The 12,324-nt window shown below is 69.8% G+C and carries 9 protein-coding genes; 8 read left to right on the top strand and 1 reads right to left on the bottom strand.

Annotated elements, in window-relative coordinates:
• The 6 genes from Q0581_RS10520 to Q0581_RS10495 all read left to right on the top strand — a co-directional run.
• Positions 1-396: substrate-binding domain-containing protein (locus tag Q0581_RS10520; RefSeq protein WP_298700053.1), on the top strand; the 396-nt coding region annotated here is incomplete at its 5' end.
• Positions 397-652: 256 nt separating this feature from the next.
• Complete coding sequence (locus Q0581_RS10515; protein ID WP_298700051.1) at positions 653-1,546, top strand: DUF4167 domain-containing protein; 894 nt, start codon at positions 653-655, stop codon at positions 1,544-1,546.
• Positions 1,547-1,617: 71 nt separating this feature from the next.
• Complete coding sequence (locus Q0581_RS10510; RefSeq protein ID WP_298700049.1) at positions 1,618-2,946, top strand: ATP-binding protein; 1,329 nt, start codon at positions 1,618-1,620, stop codon at positions 2,944-2,946.
• A 106-nt stretch (positions 2,947-3,052) separates the two neighbouring features.
• On the top strand, positions 3,053-3,703 hold the full coding sequence (locus tag Q0581_RS10505) for a DUF4893 domain-containing protein (RefSeq protein WP_298700048.1): 651 nt from the start codon (positions 3,053-3,055) through the stop codon (positions 3,701-3,703).
• Between the two features lie 55 nt (positions 3,704-3,758).
• Positions 3,759-4,157: a hypothetical protein gene (locus Q0581_RS10500; RefSeq protein ID WP_298700047.1), complete on the top strand. Its 399-nt coding sequence runs from the start codon at positions 3,759-3,761 to the stop codon at positions 4,155-4,157.
• Between the two features lie 20 nt (positions 4,158-4,177).
• Positions 4,178-5,380 (top strand): NAD(P)/FAD-dependent oxidoreductase, encoded by a 1,203-nt coding sequence (locus Q0581_RS10495; protein WP_298700045.1) that lies wholly within the window; start codon positions 4,178-4,180, stop codon positions 5,378-5,380.
• Between the two features lie 110 nt (positions 5,381-5,490).
• On the opposite strand, the gene Q0581_RS10490 is transcribed toward Q0581_RS10495, so the two are convergent.
• Positions 5,491-7,128, bottom strand: coding sequence for a serine hydrolase (locus Q0581_RS10490; RefSeq protein WP_298700043.1), 1,638 nt, complete (start codon positions 7,126-7,128; stop codon positions 5,491-5,493).
• A gap of 255 nt (positions 7,129-7,383) precedes the next feature.
• Here Q0581_RS10490 and Q0581_RS10485 point away from each other — a divergent pair, with 255 nt between their 5' ends.
• Positions 7,384-9,732 carry a TonB-dependent receptor gene (locus tag Q0581_RS10485; protein WP_298700041.1) on the top strand — a complete coding sequence of 783 codons (2,349 nt, stop codon included), beginning with the start codon at positions 7,384-7,386 and terminating at the stop codon, positions 9,730-9,732.
• A gap of 130 nt (positions 9,733-9,862) precedes the next feature.
• On the top strand, positions 9,863-12,324 hold a 2,462-nt coding region (clpB, locus tag Q0581_RS10480; RefSeq protein ID WP_298700040.1), incomplete at its 3' end, for an ATP-dependent chaperone ClpB.

The following is a 12,324-nucleotide window of genomic DNA, read 5'->3' as shown; positions in this document are numbered from 1 at the left end:
GAAGACGGCGCCTGGATCGACTCGGGCGAGAACGACAACGCCATCGTCCAGACCCTGACCCGCACCCCCGGTTCGCTGGGCGTGTTCGGCTATTCCTTCCTGGAGCAGAACCTGGACACGGTGAAGGCCGAGACCATCGACGGCGTGGCCCCGACCCTGGACACCATCGCCGACGGCTCCTACCCGCTGGCGCGCAGCCTCTACATCTATGTGAAGAAGGCCCACATCGGCGTGACGCCGGGCCTGCTGCAGTTCGTGCAGGAGTTCGTGTCGAACGGTTCGGCCGGGCGCGACGGCTATCTGGAAGATCGCGGTCTGGTGCCGCTGCCGGCGGACCAGCTGGCGGCCCAGCAGGCGGCCATCCAGGCCCAGACGGTGATGGCCCGCCCGCAATAGGGCGCCGCCGGCTGCGGCGAACAAACCGCTTGGAAACCGCGCGGGGGCGCGCTAAGTCTTGCTGCGTCTCCCGCCTCTTCGCCGCGTTCCGGGCCTGTCGCCTGGACATGAGCGTTCGGGGTCTGCGTCGGCCTGATCCCTGATCGGGCGCCACGCGGGCGGCATGGCTTTCACCGGCATTTCGACACGGGGATCGGCCCCGGCGACCGGCGAGCGCGGCTATCAAACGGTACGTCTTATGAGAGATTTCAAGGGCATGAAGCGCCAGCGTGGGCGCAACCGCAAGCCCGGCGGCGGCAACGGCGCCAACAGCGCCAATCCGAACCGCTCGTGGGATTCGCAGGGGCCTGAGAACATCAAGGTCCGCGGCAACGCCCAGACGGTCTATGAACGCTATATGCAGCTGGCGCGCGATGCGGCGTCGGCCGGCGACCGTGTTCTCGCCGAAAACTATCTGCAACACGCCGAACATTATTTCCGCGTCCTGCGCGCGCTCCAACCGGCGCGCCCGGTCAGCGAGATCGCCCAGCGCGAACTGTCGAACCAGGGCTTCGACATCGATTTCGAAGACGAATCCGGCGCCCAGGCGGCCGCCTTCCTGGCCGCCCAGCAGGCCGCCGAACGCCAGGCCCAGCAAGAGGCCGACCGCGCCGCCGCCCGCGAACGCGGCGAGGCCGAACCGGCCGCCGAGAACGGCGAACGCGCGTCGCGCGACCAGCGCGATTCGCGCCGCGACCGCTGGGAACGTCGTCGTGAGGAACGCAACAAGCGCATCGCCGACGGCACGGCCACGCCCGAGGATCTGATCGAACGCGACCGCGACGAATACCACGACCGCCGCCGCGAGGAGCAGCGCCAGCGCCGCGAAGCCGAAGACGCGGGCGATGAATCCGCCGCCTCCGAGGCCGCCCCGGCCCAGGACGCCTCGCCCCAGGACGCCGGTCTGTCCGATGACCAGCCGCCGCTGGTGGCCGAACGCCCGGCCCGCCGGTCGCGCACGCCGCGCACCGAGGACGCTGAACCGGCCGCCGCCCTGCCGGGCTTCCTGACCCGCTCGGCCACGCCGGTGGATTCGGACGCCGAAGACGCCCCGGCGGCCAAGCGCCGCGCGCCGCGCCGCAAGGCCGAGGCGACGTCCGCCGAGGACTGATTACGGCCTGAAACCATCCTTCACCACGACACAACTCCTGATTGTCATGATGGCGATCGGGAGGATGTCCGATGCTGGTGCTGATGGGGGTGATCGCCCTGGCCCTGTCGATGGGCTGGGCGGGGGTCTGGCTGGCGCTCAGGGCGCGGACGCAGGCGCGGCGGCATCAGACCATGGCCCGCACCCTGGAAAGCCAGGTGGCCGAACGCACCGCGCGGCTGGCCCTGGCGCTACAGGCCGCCGACGAACAGGCCGCCGCCCTGGCCGCCGCCGACCGCATCAAGTCCGACTTCCTGGCGGCCATGAGCCACGAACTGCGCACGCCCCTGAACGCGGTGATCGGTTTCGCCGAACTGATGCGCATCCATGCCGCCAGCGAACCCCTGACCTTTCGTCAGCGTCAGGCGGTGGATCAGATCCTGGGCGCCGGGTCGCGGCTGCTGGCCCTGATCGACGAGGTGCTGGACCTGGCGCGGCTGGAGGCCGGAACCCTGAATGTCGCGTGCGAGCGGGTCGACCCGCATCTGGTGGCGCGCCAGGTCTGCGACGCCTTCCGTCATGAGGCCGAACAGAACGGCGTCGGCATAGAGGCGCCGCCGCCCACCGCCGGCCTTGGCGTCCAGGCCGACCGCACGCGCCTGCGCCAGGTGCTGACGCAACTGGTGTCCAATGCCGTGCGCTACAACCGGCCCGGCGGCCGGGTGCTGGTCGAGGTGCGCCAGGACGCCGCCGCCGTGACCCTCGCCGTGCGCGACACCGGCCCCGGCGTGCCGCCCGAGCGGATGGCCGAACTGTTCCAACCCTTCAACCGCCTGGGCCGCGAAGGCTCCGCCATCGCCGGGGCGGGGGTCGGGCTGATCGTCGCGCGGCGCTTGGCCGAGGCGATGAAGGGCCGGCTGGAGGCGGATTCGGTCGTGGGCGAAGGCTCGGTCTTCACCCTGCGTCTGCCGCCGGCGCGGGCCGTCTCGGCGCCGGTGACGGCCTCGCCGCTGCCGGACCTGACATTGCCGCCGGCGACGGTGCTGTATGTCGAGGACAATCCGTCCAACGTCGCCCTGATGCGCCATGTCGCCGCCGCTCTGGGCCCGCTGCAGGTGCATGTGGCCGAGACGGGCCGTGACGGCCTGATGCTGGCGCGCGACCTGGCGCCGGACGTGATCATCCTGGACATCGCCCTGCCGGATATCGACGGCTATGCGGTCAAGGCGGCGCTGGACGCCGATCCGCTGACGGCCGCCATACCGGTGCTGGCCCTGTCGGCCGGGGCCATGCCCGCCGATCTGCGCCGGGGACGCGAGGCGGGCTTTCATGCCTATCTGACCAAGCCGCTGGACATACCGGCTCTGGCCCGCGCCCTGTCCCAGGTGCTGGCCCGGCGCGGCGACGTCGCGGCCGCCTGACCGGCTGGGACATCGACGGGTGAGACGCCCCGTCGCGGCGAACGCGCTTGACGCGGCGGTTCCGGCAAGGCCCAAAGACGGGGTGATGCGAAACGAAGGAGCGTGCATGACCCGTCTGCTCGCCGGCCTGGTTCTGACGCTGGGCGTCGCCGCCTGCGCCTCGACCCCGCCGCCGCCCGCGCCGCCGCCGCCGCCGTCTGCGCCTGGCGGGACCGTGCTGCGCGACTGGCGCGCCATCATCACGCCGTCGGATCAGGACCGCTACAACCGGCGCGACGCCGCCTGGTCGCTGGCCCTGCAACAGGCCGGGCGGCAGAGGGGCGAGGGCGACCTGACGGCGCTGGGCGACCTGATCCAGCCGCGCGTCGCCCGCACGCCCGTCGCGCCCCCGCCGGGCGACTATCGCTGCCGCACCGTCAAGCTGGGATCGCAGGGCGGCGAGGATGGCCTGGGCTATGTCGTCTATGGCTGGTTCGCCTGTCGCATCGAACAGACCCCCAACGGGCTGAAGTTCAGCAAGCTGACCGGATCGCAGCGTCCTTCCGGCCTGCTGTTCCCCGAGACTGCGCGCCACATGGTCATGCTGGGGTCCATGGCCCTGGCGTCCGAGCCGGCGGCCAACTCCTATGGCCGGACGCCGGACCGCGACATGGTGGCGGTGCTGGAGCGGGTGGGCGAGGCGCGCTGGCGCCTGGTCGTGCCGTGGCCGCGCAATGAATCGAACCTGGACCTGATCGAACTGGTCCCGGCCGGTTGACCGGGGGCGGCCGGGGCGTCAGCCTGAACGCACAACGCAACACGGGAGTTTGGCCATGAGAGCCTTGGGAGCCTGGGGCATATTGGCCCTTCTGGTCGTCGGCGCCATCGTGGGGGTGCTGGTCGGCCTGCCCACCTATAATGTCTACGCCAAGCAGATGGCGGGGCGCGCGGCCTATGAGCAGGCGGTGCAGGACCGCCGCATCCGGGTGCTGGAGGCCCAGGCGGCGCTGGATTCGGCCAAGCTGACCGCCCAGGCCGAGATCGAGCGGGCGCGCGGCTCCAACGAGGCGAACCGCATCATGGCCGACGCCCTGGGCGGCCCCGAGGCCTATCTGCGCTGGAGCTATATCAACATGCTTCAGGAAACTGCGGGCAAGGAAGGTCGCCAGACCATCTACATCCCCACCGAAGCCGGCATGCCGATCCTGGAAGCGGGCCGCCGGGCGCCCTAGGCGAAGGCGGTGCGGCCGTCATGAGCGGGCCGGTCCGCGACGTCGCCGTGATCGGCGCCGGGCCGGCGGGGCTGGCCGTGGCCCTGATGCTGGCCCGGCAAGGGCGGCGGGTCGTGATCCACGAACGCTTCGAGGCGGCTCGTCCGGTCGGCGCGGGCTTCATGCTGCAACCCACGGGCCTGGACGTGTTGGACCGGCTGGGCCTCGGGCGCGGGATCGAGGCCGTGGGCGCGCCGATCAGTCGTCTGTTCGGGCGGGACGCACGGCGGGGCCGGGTGGTGCTGGATGTCCGGTATGACGCCCTGTCGCAAACATCGGGCGCGCTGGGCGTGCATCGGGCGGCGATCTTTCAGACGCTGCATGACGCCTGCATGGCTGAAGCCGTCGATATGGTCACGGGCTGGGACGCCGTGGCGGCGCACGACGGGCGACTGACCGCGCGCGACGGGCGCGTTTCGGCCCGGTTCGACCTGGTGGTGGACGCCTCGGGCGCCCGTTCGGCCGTGGCGGCGGACCTGGCCGCCAGTGGTCCGTTGCGACGGCGACGAGATCTGGCGTGGGGCGCCCTGTGGACCACGACGCCCTGGCCGGGCGCGCCGTTTGATCCGGCGGCGCTGGAACAGGTCTATCGCGCCGCCGACCGCATGATCGGCGTGCTGCCGTGCGGGACGGCGCCCGGTTTGGACATGCCGCTGGCGACCTTCTTCTGGAGCCTGAAGCCCGCCGATTACGAGGCCTGGCGCGCGGCCGGGCTGGACCGGTGGAAGGCCGAGGTGCTGGGTCTGTGGCCGCAGGTCGCGCCGGTGCTGGACGCCATCACCGACCCTGAGGCCCTGACCCTGGCGCGATATGGGCATCATACCTTGGATCGGCCGGCCGCGCCGCGCCTGGCGGTGATCGGCGATGCGGCCCATTCCACCAGTCCGCAACTGGGTCAGGGGGTGAACATGGCCCTGCTGGACGCCCAGGCCCTGGCCCACGCCCTGGTGCAGCATGTTGATCTGGATGCAGCCCTGGGCGCCTATGTCGCGGCGCGACGGCTTCATGTGCGGCTGTATCAGGCGCTCAGCCTGGCGTTCACGCCCTTCTATCAGGCGGACGGGCGTTTTCTGCCGTGGGTGCGCGACCATGTGCTGGGGCGTGTGGCGCGCCTGCCGTTCGCTGACCGGTTGTTGGCGGCCACGGTCGGGGGTCTGCTGCTGGACCCCCGCCCACACCGCTAGAGCGAAATCGGTTCAGTTGGACGCAGGTCCAACTGAACCCAGATCTTCGCTCCAGAGAATTCTGGACCATTGTTCTGGGTTCAGTCGGAACCGACTGAACCGAAAATGGTCTACGCCCGCGTCAGCCGCAGGTCCTGATAGTCGTAGCTGAAGTCGATGTCGGGGCTGACGCCCTTCATGGTGGCCGACACGGGCGCGCCGCCCTGGATCACGAAGGTGACGAAGGCGTCCTCTTCCCTCTTGTCGGGGAAGCGGGTGCGGAAGGTCTCGCCGTCATACGGCTCCAGCCAGCCTTTCAGGGCCGGGGTGCGGCTGAAGGCCAGCCACAGGCCGGTCTTGCGGTTGCGGCCGCGCCCCTCGGTGCGCTGTTCGATGGTGATGTCGCCATACCAGGGGTCGCGCCAGGTTCCGGCATAGGCGTCCAGCGCCAGGGACGGCGCCGCGCCCGCCGCCTGTTTGGCGTCGATCTCGGCGGCGGCGGCGATGGATTTGGCGTTCCCCTCGTCACGCAGACGCACCGAATCCGCGATCCAGTCGAAACCCGTCTTGCCCATGACGATGTCGGCCAGGCCCGACCGCAGGGCGCGCAGCAGGAAGCTTTCCTCGGCGTTGGTGAAGACGCTGATCCCCGCCTCGCGACCCGGGATCAACAGGGTCGCCGAAATGCCGCCGGGCGAGCCGCCGCCATGGCTGATCAGCCGCTCGCCGCGATAATCCTGAACCGCCCACCCCATGGCGTAGGTGCCGGCGATGGCCCGGCCGGGCAGTTCGGCCGTGGGACCGGGCGAGGAGCTGGAGATGACATTGGGCCGCCACATCTCGCGCGCGGCGGCTTCAGAGAACAGGCGCGACCCGTCGGGCAGGCGGCCCAGCGCCAGGCGCAGCTTCATCCATTTGGCCCAGTCCGCGGCGCTGGAGCAGAAGCCGCCCGCCGCCCCGGCCGCGTCCCAGTTCCAGATGCCGGCGATGCTGTCGGCCAGCAGGGTCATATCGCCCTGATAGCGCAACGGCGGCCCGACCCGACCGTGCGGCAGGGCGGACTTCGCCGGGTCGGCGCGGCTGGTGAAGGGCACGGTCTCGGTCATGCCGACCTTGTCCAGCACGCGGGTCTGGATGAAATCCTCCCACGACTGACCCGAGACGTGGGCGATCACCTCGCCGGCCACGACATACATCAGGTTGCAGTAGCGATAGCCGCTGCGGAAGCCATGCTCGATCGGCACGCGCGGCACGGCGGCCATGATCTCGGCGCGGCTGCGGTCGCTGTTGGGCCAGAACAGCAGGTCGCCGGCGCCCAGGCCGAAGCCGGCCCGGTGGCTCAGGGTGTCGCGCACGGTGATGCGTTCGCCGATGAACGGGTCCGACAGGGTGAAGCCGGGGATGTAGGTCGCCACCGGCTCGTCCCACTTCACCTTGCCCTCGTCGACCAGGATGGCCAGGGCGGCGGCGGTGACGTTCTTGGTGTTCGAGGCGATGGCGAACAGGGTGTGCTGATCCGCCGGCGTCGCCGCGCCCTGACGCCGGACGCCATAGCCGCGCGTCAGCACATCGCGGCCCTCGCGCACAATGGCGACGGAAACGGCGGGCTGGTCGGGGAAGGCGGCCATGGCGCGCTTCACGAAGGCGTCGGCCTGTTCGGCGATGGCGGCGTCGTCCGGCGCCGCCTGACGCGCCAGGGCCGGGGCGGGCGCCACGGCGGCGCCGGCCGAGGTGAACAGCGCCGTGCGGCGGGTCAGACGGATGGACATGGCGGTGCTCCCGAAAACCTGGTCACCAAAGGCTAGCACGTCTGCGGAACCCGCCTAGAGGCGACGACGCCAAGGCGGGTTGCATACCAATACGCAAGACAGCAGCCCTTCAATAAAGGCGAAAAATGGAAATTCGCATGAAGAAGAAGTAACTCGGGCCTATCGCCGGACGCTGATACTTGAAGGGGCAAGAGCGGGGCGTTCGGGGGAACGGGTCGTCCCGTGCGTATTTCAACGCTTGCTCAGGTTTCGCTCATGCCTTCCAGCCTGTCGTCCGATGACGGTGCGCACGGCAAGGACGGCGCCGGGGCCGGCCTGTCGATCGGGAACTCGACCATGAAGACCTCTACGCGCAACGTCCTGCTGCTGGGCGCGGCCCTTGGCGCCCTTGCGGGCCCCAGCCTGGGCCAGACCGCGCCATCCCAGCCGGCGCCCACGACCGCGCCGCGCCCCGCGCCGCCCGCCGGTCAGACGGCACCGGCCCCTCAGACCCCGCCGGCCCCGGCCGAGGGTCAGGCGGCGACGGTCGAGAATGTGACCGTCACCGGCCGCGCCAACGACATCCGCACCTCGATCGATTCCACCAGCTACAGCGTGGCCGAAGACCTGCAGTCCGCGACCGGCACTCTGGCCGACGCCCTGCGCGGCGTGCCCTCGGTCGAGGTGGACCCCGAAGGCAATGTCACCCTGCGTGGCGACGCCAATGTCACCATCCTGGTCGACGGCCGCCCCTCGGCCATGTTCGAGGGTCAGAACCGGGGCCAGGCCATCCTGCAGTTCCCGGCCGACCAGTATGCCCGCATCGAGGTGATGACCAATCCGTCGGCGGCCTATCGGCCCGACGGCTCGGGCGGGGTCATCAATCTGATCACCAAGCCGGCGCGCGTGCGCCCCGGCGCGACCACCACCGGATCGGTGCGCGTCAACGTCGGCACCAACAGCCGCTATAACGGCGGCGCCAGCATGGTCTACAACCGCGACCGCCTGACCCTGAGCGGCGATGTCTCGTACCGCAGCGACACCTTCCTGCAGGAAATGACCAGCGAACGGTCGCGCCGGGACAATCTGACACCCGCCATGCTGGATTCGCGCAGCCGCTTCGACGTCTCTGCGCCGTCCGAAAACCAGTTCGCCCGTCTGGCGGCCGAATACCGGCTGAACGATGCGGTCCAGCTGACGGCCGAGGTGCGCGGCGGCAGCTTCTCGGGCGAGGGGTTCGGCGATTCCCTGTACGAGTTCGACAATGCGGCCGGCGCCCTGGCCTCGTCCTATCGTCGCAGCGGCATCGGCGGGCCGGACGGATCGTTCAGCGGCGCCACCGCCCGCGTCCTGCGCCGCTTCAACGACCAGGGCCACGAATGGTCCAATGAGATCCGCCTGGACCGTTTCGATTTCGAGATGAACCAGCGGGTCCAGTTCGACTATCTGCTGCCGCCCGGTCCGTCGCAGTTCGAGATCCTGAGCAACGGCAATGACAACCGCAACCTGGGCTTCACCAGCGCCTATGTGCGGCCGATGCAGAACGGCGCCCGTCTGCGCCTGGGGTTCGAGGCGGATTCGGCCGACCTGACCCTGACCGGCCGCGTCGCGCGCGGGCCGTCGTTCGGCGCCGTGGTGGTGGACCCGCTGGTCACCAACCGTTTCGAGATCGAACAACAGACCCAGGCGCTCTACGCCACCTATGAACGGCCGTTCGGCAAGCTGACGGCCCAGTTCGGCCTGCGCGGCGAACGCACCAGCCAGGACCTGAATCAGGTCACCAGCGGCATCCGCCTGTCGAACGACTATTCGCGCCTGTATCCGACCCTGCACCTGGGCTATGCGCTCAGCGACGATCAGACCCTGCGCGCCAGTTTCAGCCGCCGGGTCCAGCGGCCCCAGGGCGCCGATCTGAACCCCTTCCTGATGTACCAGGACCCGATCAACTACCGCTCGGGCAATCCCGACCTGAAGCCGCAGGAGACGGATTCGTGGGAGGTCAGCTGGCAGCGCCGGGTGGACCAGACCTTCCTGCAGGCGACCCTGTTCTATCGTGACACCTCCGGCGCCTTCACGCCGGTGACCACCGACATGGGCAATGGCGTCTTCCTGACCCGGCCCGAGAACCTGGGCGCGCGCACGGCCGTGGGGCTGGAGCTGGTGGCCAACGGCCGGCTGCATCCGACCCTGCGCTACAACGCCAGCCTGACCGTCTCGGAACAGGACGTCGACGCCGCCGGCCTGATCGGGGCGCAGGATCGGTCGGGAACCTCGGTCGGCGGCCGTCTCAGCCTGAACTGGCAGCCGACGCCCCAGGACTTCGTCCAGGTCTCGGGCCTGTGGACCGGCGACACGGTGCTGGCCCAGGGCACGCGTGAGGCCAACGCCCTTTATAACCTCGGCTATCGCCGCAAGCTGTCGGACAAGCTGTCGCTTCAGGTCACGGTGCGCGACGTGTTCGACAATTTCCGCAATGTGACCATCGTCGACACGCCCGACCTGTATGATCGCACCGAGATGCTGTTCGGCGGGCGGATGGCCTTCATCGGCCTGACGTGGAGCTTCGGCAACGGGCGTCCGCGCCCGGAACAGTTCGACTTCTCGACCGGACAGCAGGGCAACTGACCGCCGGGGGCCCCGGCCCCTTGCGTGGCCAATCGGACACACCCACCTGAGGCCGGAAGCGGACGGCGCGTTGCTTGCACATGAGGGCGCGCCGGTCCCGCAATCCGCCTGATCCGGGGATGTCCGAACCATGAATCTCGACCTCTATTCCGACCGCGCCAAACAGGCGGTCCAGTCGGCCCAGTCGCTGGCCCTGGCTCGCCGCCACCAGCAGTTCGCACCCGAACACCTGCTGAAGACCCTGCTGGAGGAACGCGACGGCCTGGCGCGGAACCTCATCACCGCCGCCGGCGGAAACGCCGCCGCCGCCGATCAGGGCGCAGAGGCGGCCCTGGCCAAGCGCGCCCAGGTCTCGGGCGGTTCGGGCCAGCTGTATCTGGACGGCGACACCGCCCGCGTCTTTGCGGCCGCGGAAGGCGCCTCGAAAAAGGCCGGCGACGCCTTCGTGACCACCGAACGGCTGCTGGCCGCCCTGGCCCGCGAAGGGGGCGCGGCGGCCGACGCCCTGAAGACCGCCGGGGTCACGGCCGACAAGCTGGACGCCGCCATCGCCGATCTGAGGAAGGGCAAGACCGCCGACAACGCCGGGGCCGAAGACGCCTATGACGCCCTGAAACGCTACGCCCGCGACCTGACCCAGGCCGTGCGTGACGGCAAGGTGGACCCGGTCATCGGCCGCGATGAAGAGATCCGCCGCACCATCCAGGTCCTGGCCCGCCGCACCAAGAACAACCCCGTCCTGATCGGCGAACCCGGCGTCGGCAAGACCGCCATCGCGGAAGGCCTGGCCGCCCGCATCGTCAACGGCGACGTGCCCGAAAGCCTGAAGGACAAGAAGGTGCTGGCGCTGGACATGGGCGCGTTGATCGCCGGGGCCAAATATCGCGGCGAGTTCGAGGAGCGGCTGAAGGCCGTGCTGAACGAGGTCACCGCCGCCGAAGGCCAGATCATCCTGTTCATCGACGAGATGCACACCCTGGTCGGGGCCGGCAAGGGCGACGGCGCCATGGACGCCTCCAACCTGCTGAAGCCCGCCCTGGCGCGCGGCGAACTGCACTGCGTCGGCGCCACGACGCTGGATGAATACCGCAAACACGTCGAAAAGGACGCCGCCCTGGCCCGCCGCTTCCAGCCGGTGATGGTCGAGGAGCCGTCGGTGGAGGACACCGTCTCGATCCTTCGCGGCCTGAAGGAGAAGTATGAGGTCCACCACGGGGTGCGCATCTCCGACAGCGCCATCGTGGCGGCGGCCACCCTGTCGAACCGCTACATCACCGACCGCTTCCTGCCGGACAAGGCCATCGACCTGGTGGACGAGGCCGCCAGCCGGGTGCGCATGGCCGTGGATTCCAAGCCCGAGGCCCTGGACGAGATCGACCGCCGCCTGGTCCAGCTGAAGATCGAGCGCGAGGCGCTGAAGAAGGAGACCGACAAGGCCTCGGTCGCCCGCCTGGAAAAACTGGAAGACGAGATCGACGCCCTGCAGGGCCAGTCCGACGATCTGACCGCCCGCTGGAAATCGGAAAAGGACAAGGTCGGTCAGGCCGCCCAGCTGCGCGAGACCCTGGACCGCCTGCGCGCCGAACTGGCGACGGCCCAACGCAACGGCGACCTGGGCCGGGCGTCCGAGATCGCCTATGGCCAGATCCCCCAGCTTGAAAAGCAACTGAACGACGCCGAGGCCGCCGAGGACGCGGCATCCGGTTCGCCCCTGACGCCCGAGGTGGTCGACGCCGAACAGATCGCCGCCGTCGTCAGCCGCTGGACCGGGGTGCCGGTTGACAAGATGCTGGAGGGCGAGCGCGAAAAGCTCCTGACTATGGAGGACGCCCTGCGCGGCCGCGTCGTCGGTCAGGACGAGGCCCTGAGCGCCGTCTCCGACGCCGTGCGCCGGGCGCGCGCCGGCCTGAACGACCCCAACCGTCCGCTGGGCAGTTTCCTGTTCCTGGGGCCGACGGGCGTGGGCAAGACCGAGCTGACCAAGGCCCTGGCCGCCTTCCTGTTCGACGATGACGCGGCCATCACCCGCATCGACATGAGCGAATATATGGAGAAGCACTCGGTCAGCCGCCTGATCGGCGCCCCTCCGGGCTATGTCGGCTATGACGAGGGCGGCGCCCTGACCGAAGCCGTGCGCCGCCGCCCCTATCAGGTCGTGCTGTTCGACGAGGTGGAGAAGGCCCACCCCGACGTCTTCAATGTGCTGCTGCAGGTGCTGGACGACGGCCGCCTGACGGACGGTCAGGGCCGGGTGATCGACTTCAAGAACACCCTGATCATCCTGACCTCCAACCTGGGGTCCGAATACCTGGCCAACCAGCCGGAGGGTCAGGACGTCGAGGTCGCGCGCCCCCTGGTGATGGACCAGGTCCGCGCCCATTTCCGGCCCGAGTTCCTGAACCGCATCGACGAGATCATCCTGTTCCGCCGCCTCGGCCGCGAACAGATGAGCGGCATCGTCCGCATCCAGCTGGCCCGGCTGGAGAAACTGATGGCCGACCGCCGCCTGACCCTGTCGCTGGACGACAGCGCCCTGGCCTGGCTGGCCGACCGCGGCTACGACCCCGTCTACGGCGCCCGGCCGCTGAAGCG

Origin of the sequence: uncultured Brevundimonas sp. (assembly GCF_937863155.1) — a bacterium.
GTDB lineage: Bacteria > Pseudomonadota > Alphaproteobacteria > Caulobacterales > Caulobacteraceae > Brevundimonas.
The sequence above is the reverse complement of the archived record's forward strand: the minus strand, read 5'-3'. Positions and strand labels throughout refer to the sequence as shown.

Excerpts from the sequence above, each read along its gene's own strand:
- Q0581_RS10515 (WP_298700051.1), top strand. The coding sequence starts at position 653 with ATGAAGCGCCAGCGTGGGCGCAACCGCAAGCCCGGCGGCGGCAACGGC.
- Q0581_RS10510 (WP_298700049.1), top strand. The coding sequence starts at position 1,618 with ATGCTGGTGCTGATGGGGGTGATCGCCCTGGCCCTGTCGATGGGCTGG.
- Q0581_RS10505 (WP_298700048.1), top strand. The coding sequence starts at position 3,053 with ATGACCCGTCTGCTCGCCGGCCTGGTTCTGACGCTGGGCGTCGCCGCC.
- Q0581_RS10500 (WP_298700047.1), top strand. The coding sequence starts at position 3,759 with ATGAGAGCCTTGGGAGCCTGGGGCATATTGGCCCTTCTGGTCGTCGGC.
- Q0581_RS10495 (WP_298700045.1), top strand. The coding sequence starts at position 4,178 with ATGAGCGGGCCGGTCCGCGACGTCGCCGTGATCGGCGCCGGGCCGGCG.
- Q0581_RS10490 (WP_298700043.1), bottom strand. The coding sequence starts at position 7,128 with ATGTCCATCCGTCTGACCCGCCGCACGGCGCTGTTCACCTCGGCCGGC.
- Q0581_RS10485 (WP_298700041.1), top strand. The coding sequence starts at position 7,384 with ATGCCTTCCAGCCTGTCGTCCGATGACGGTGCGCACGGCAAGGACGGC.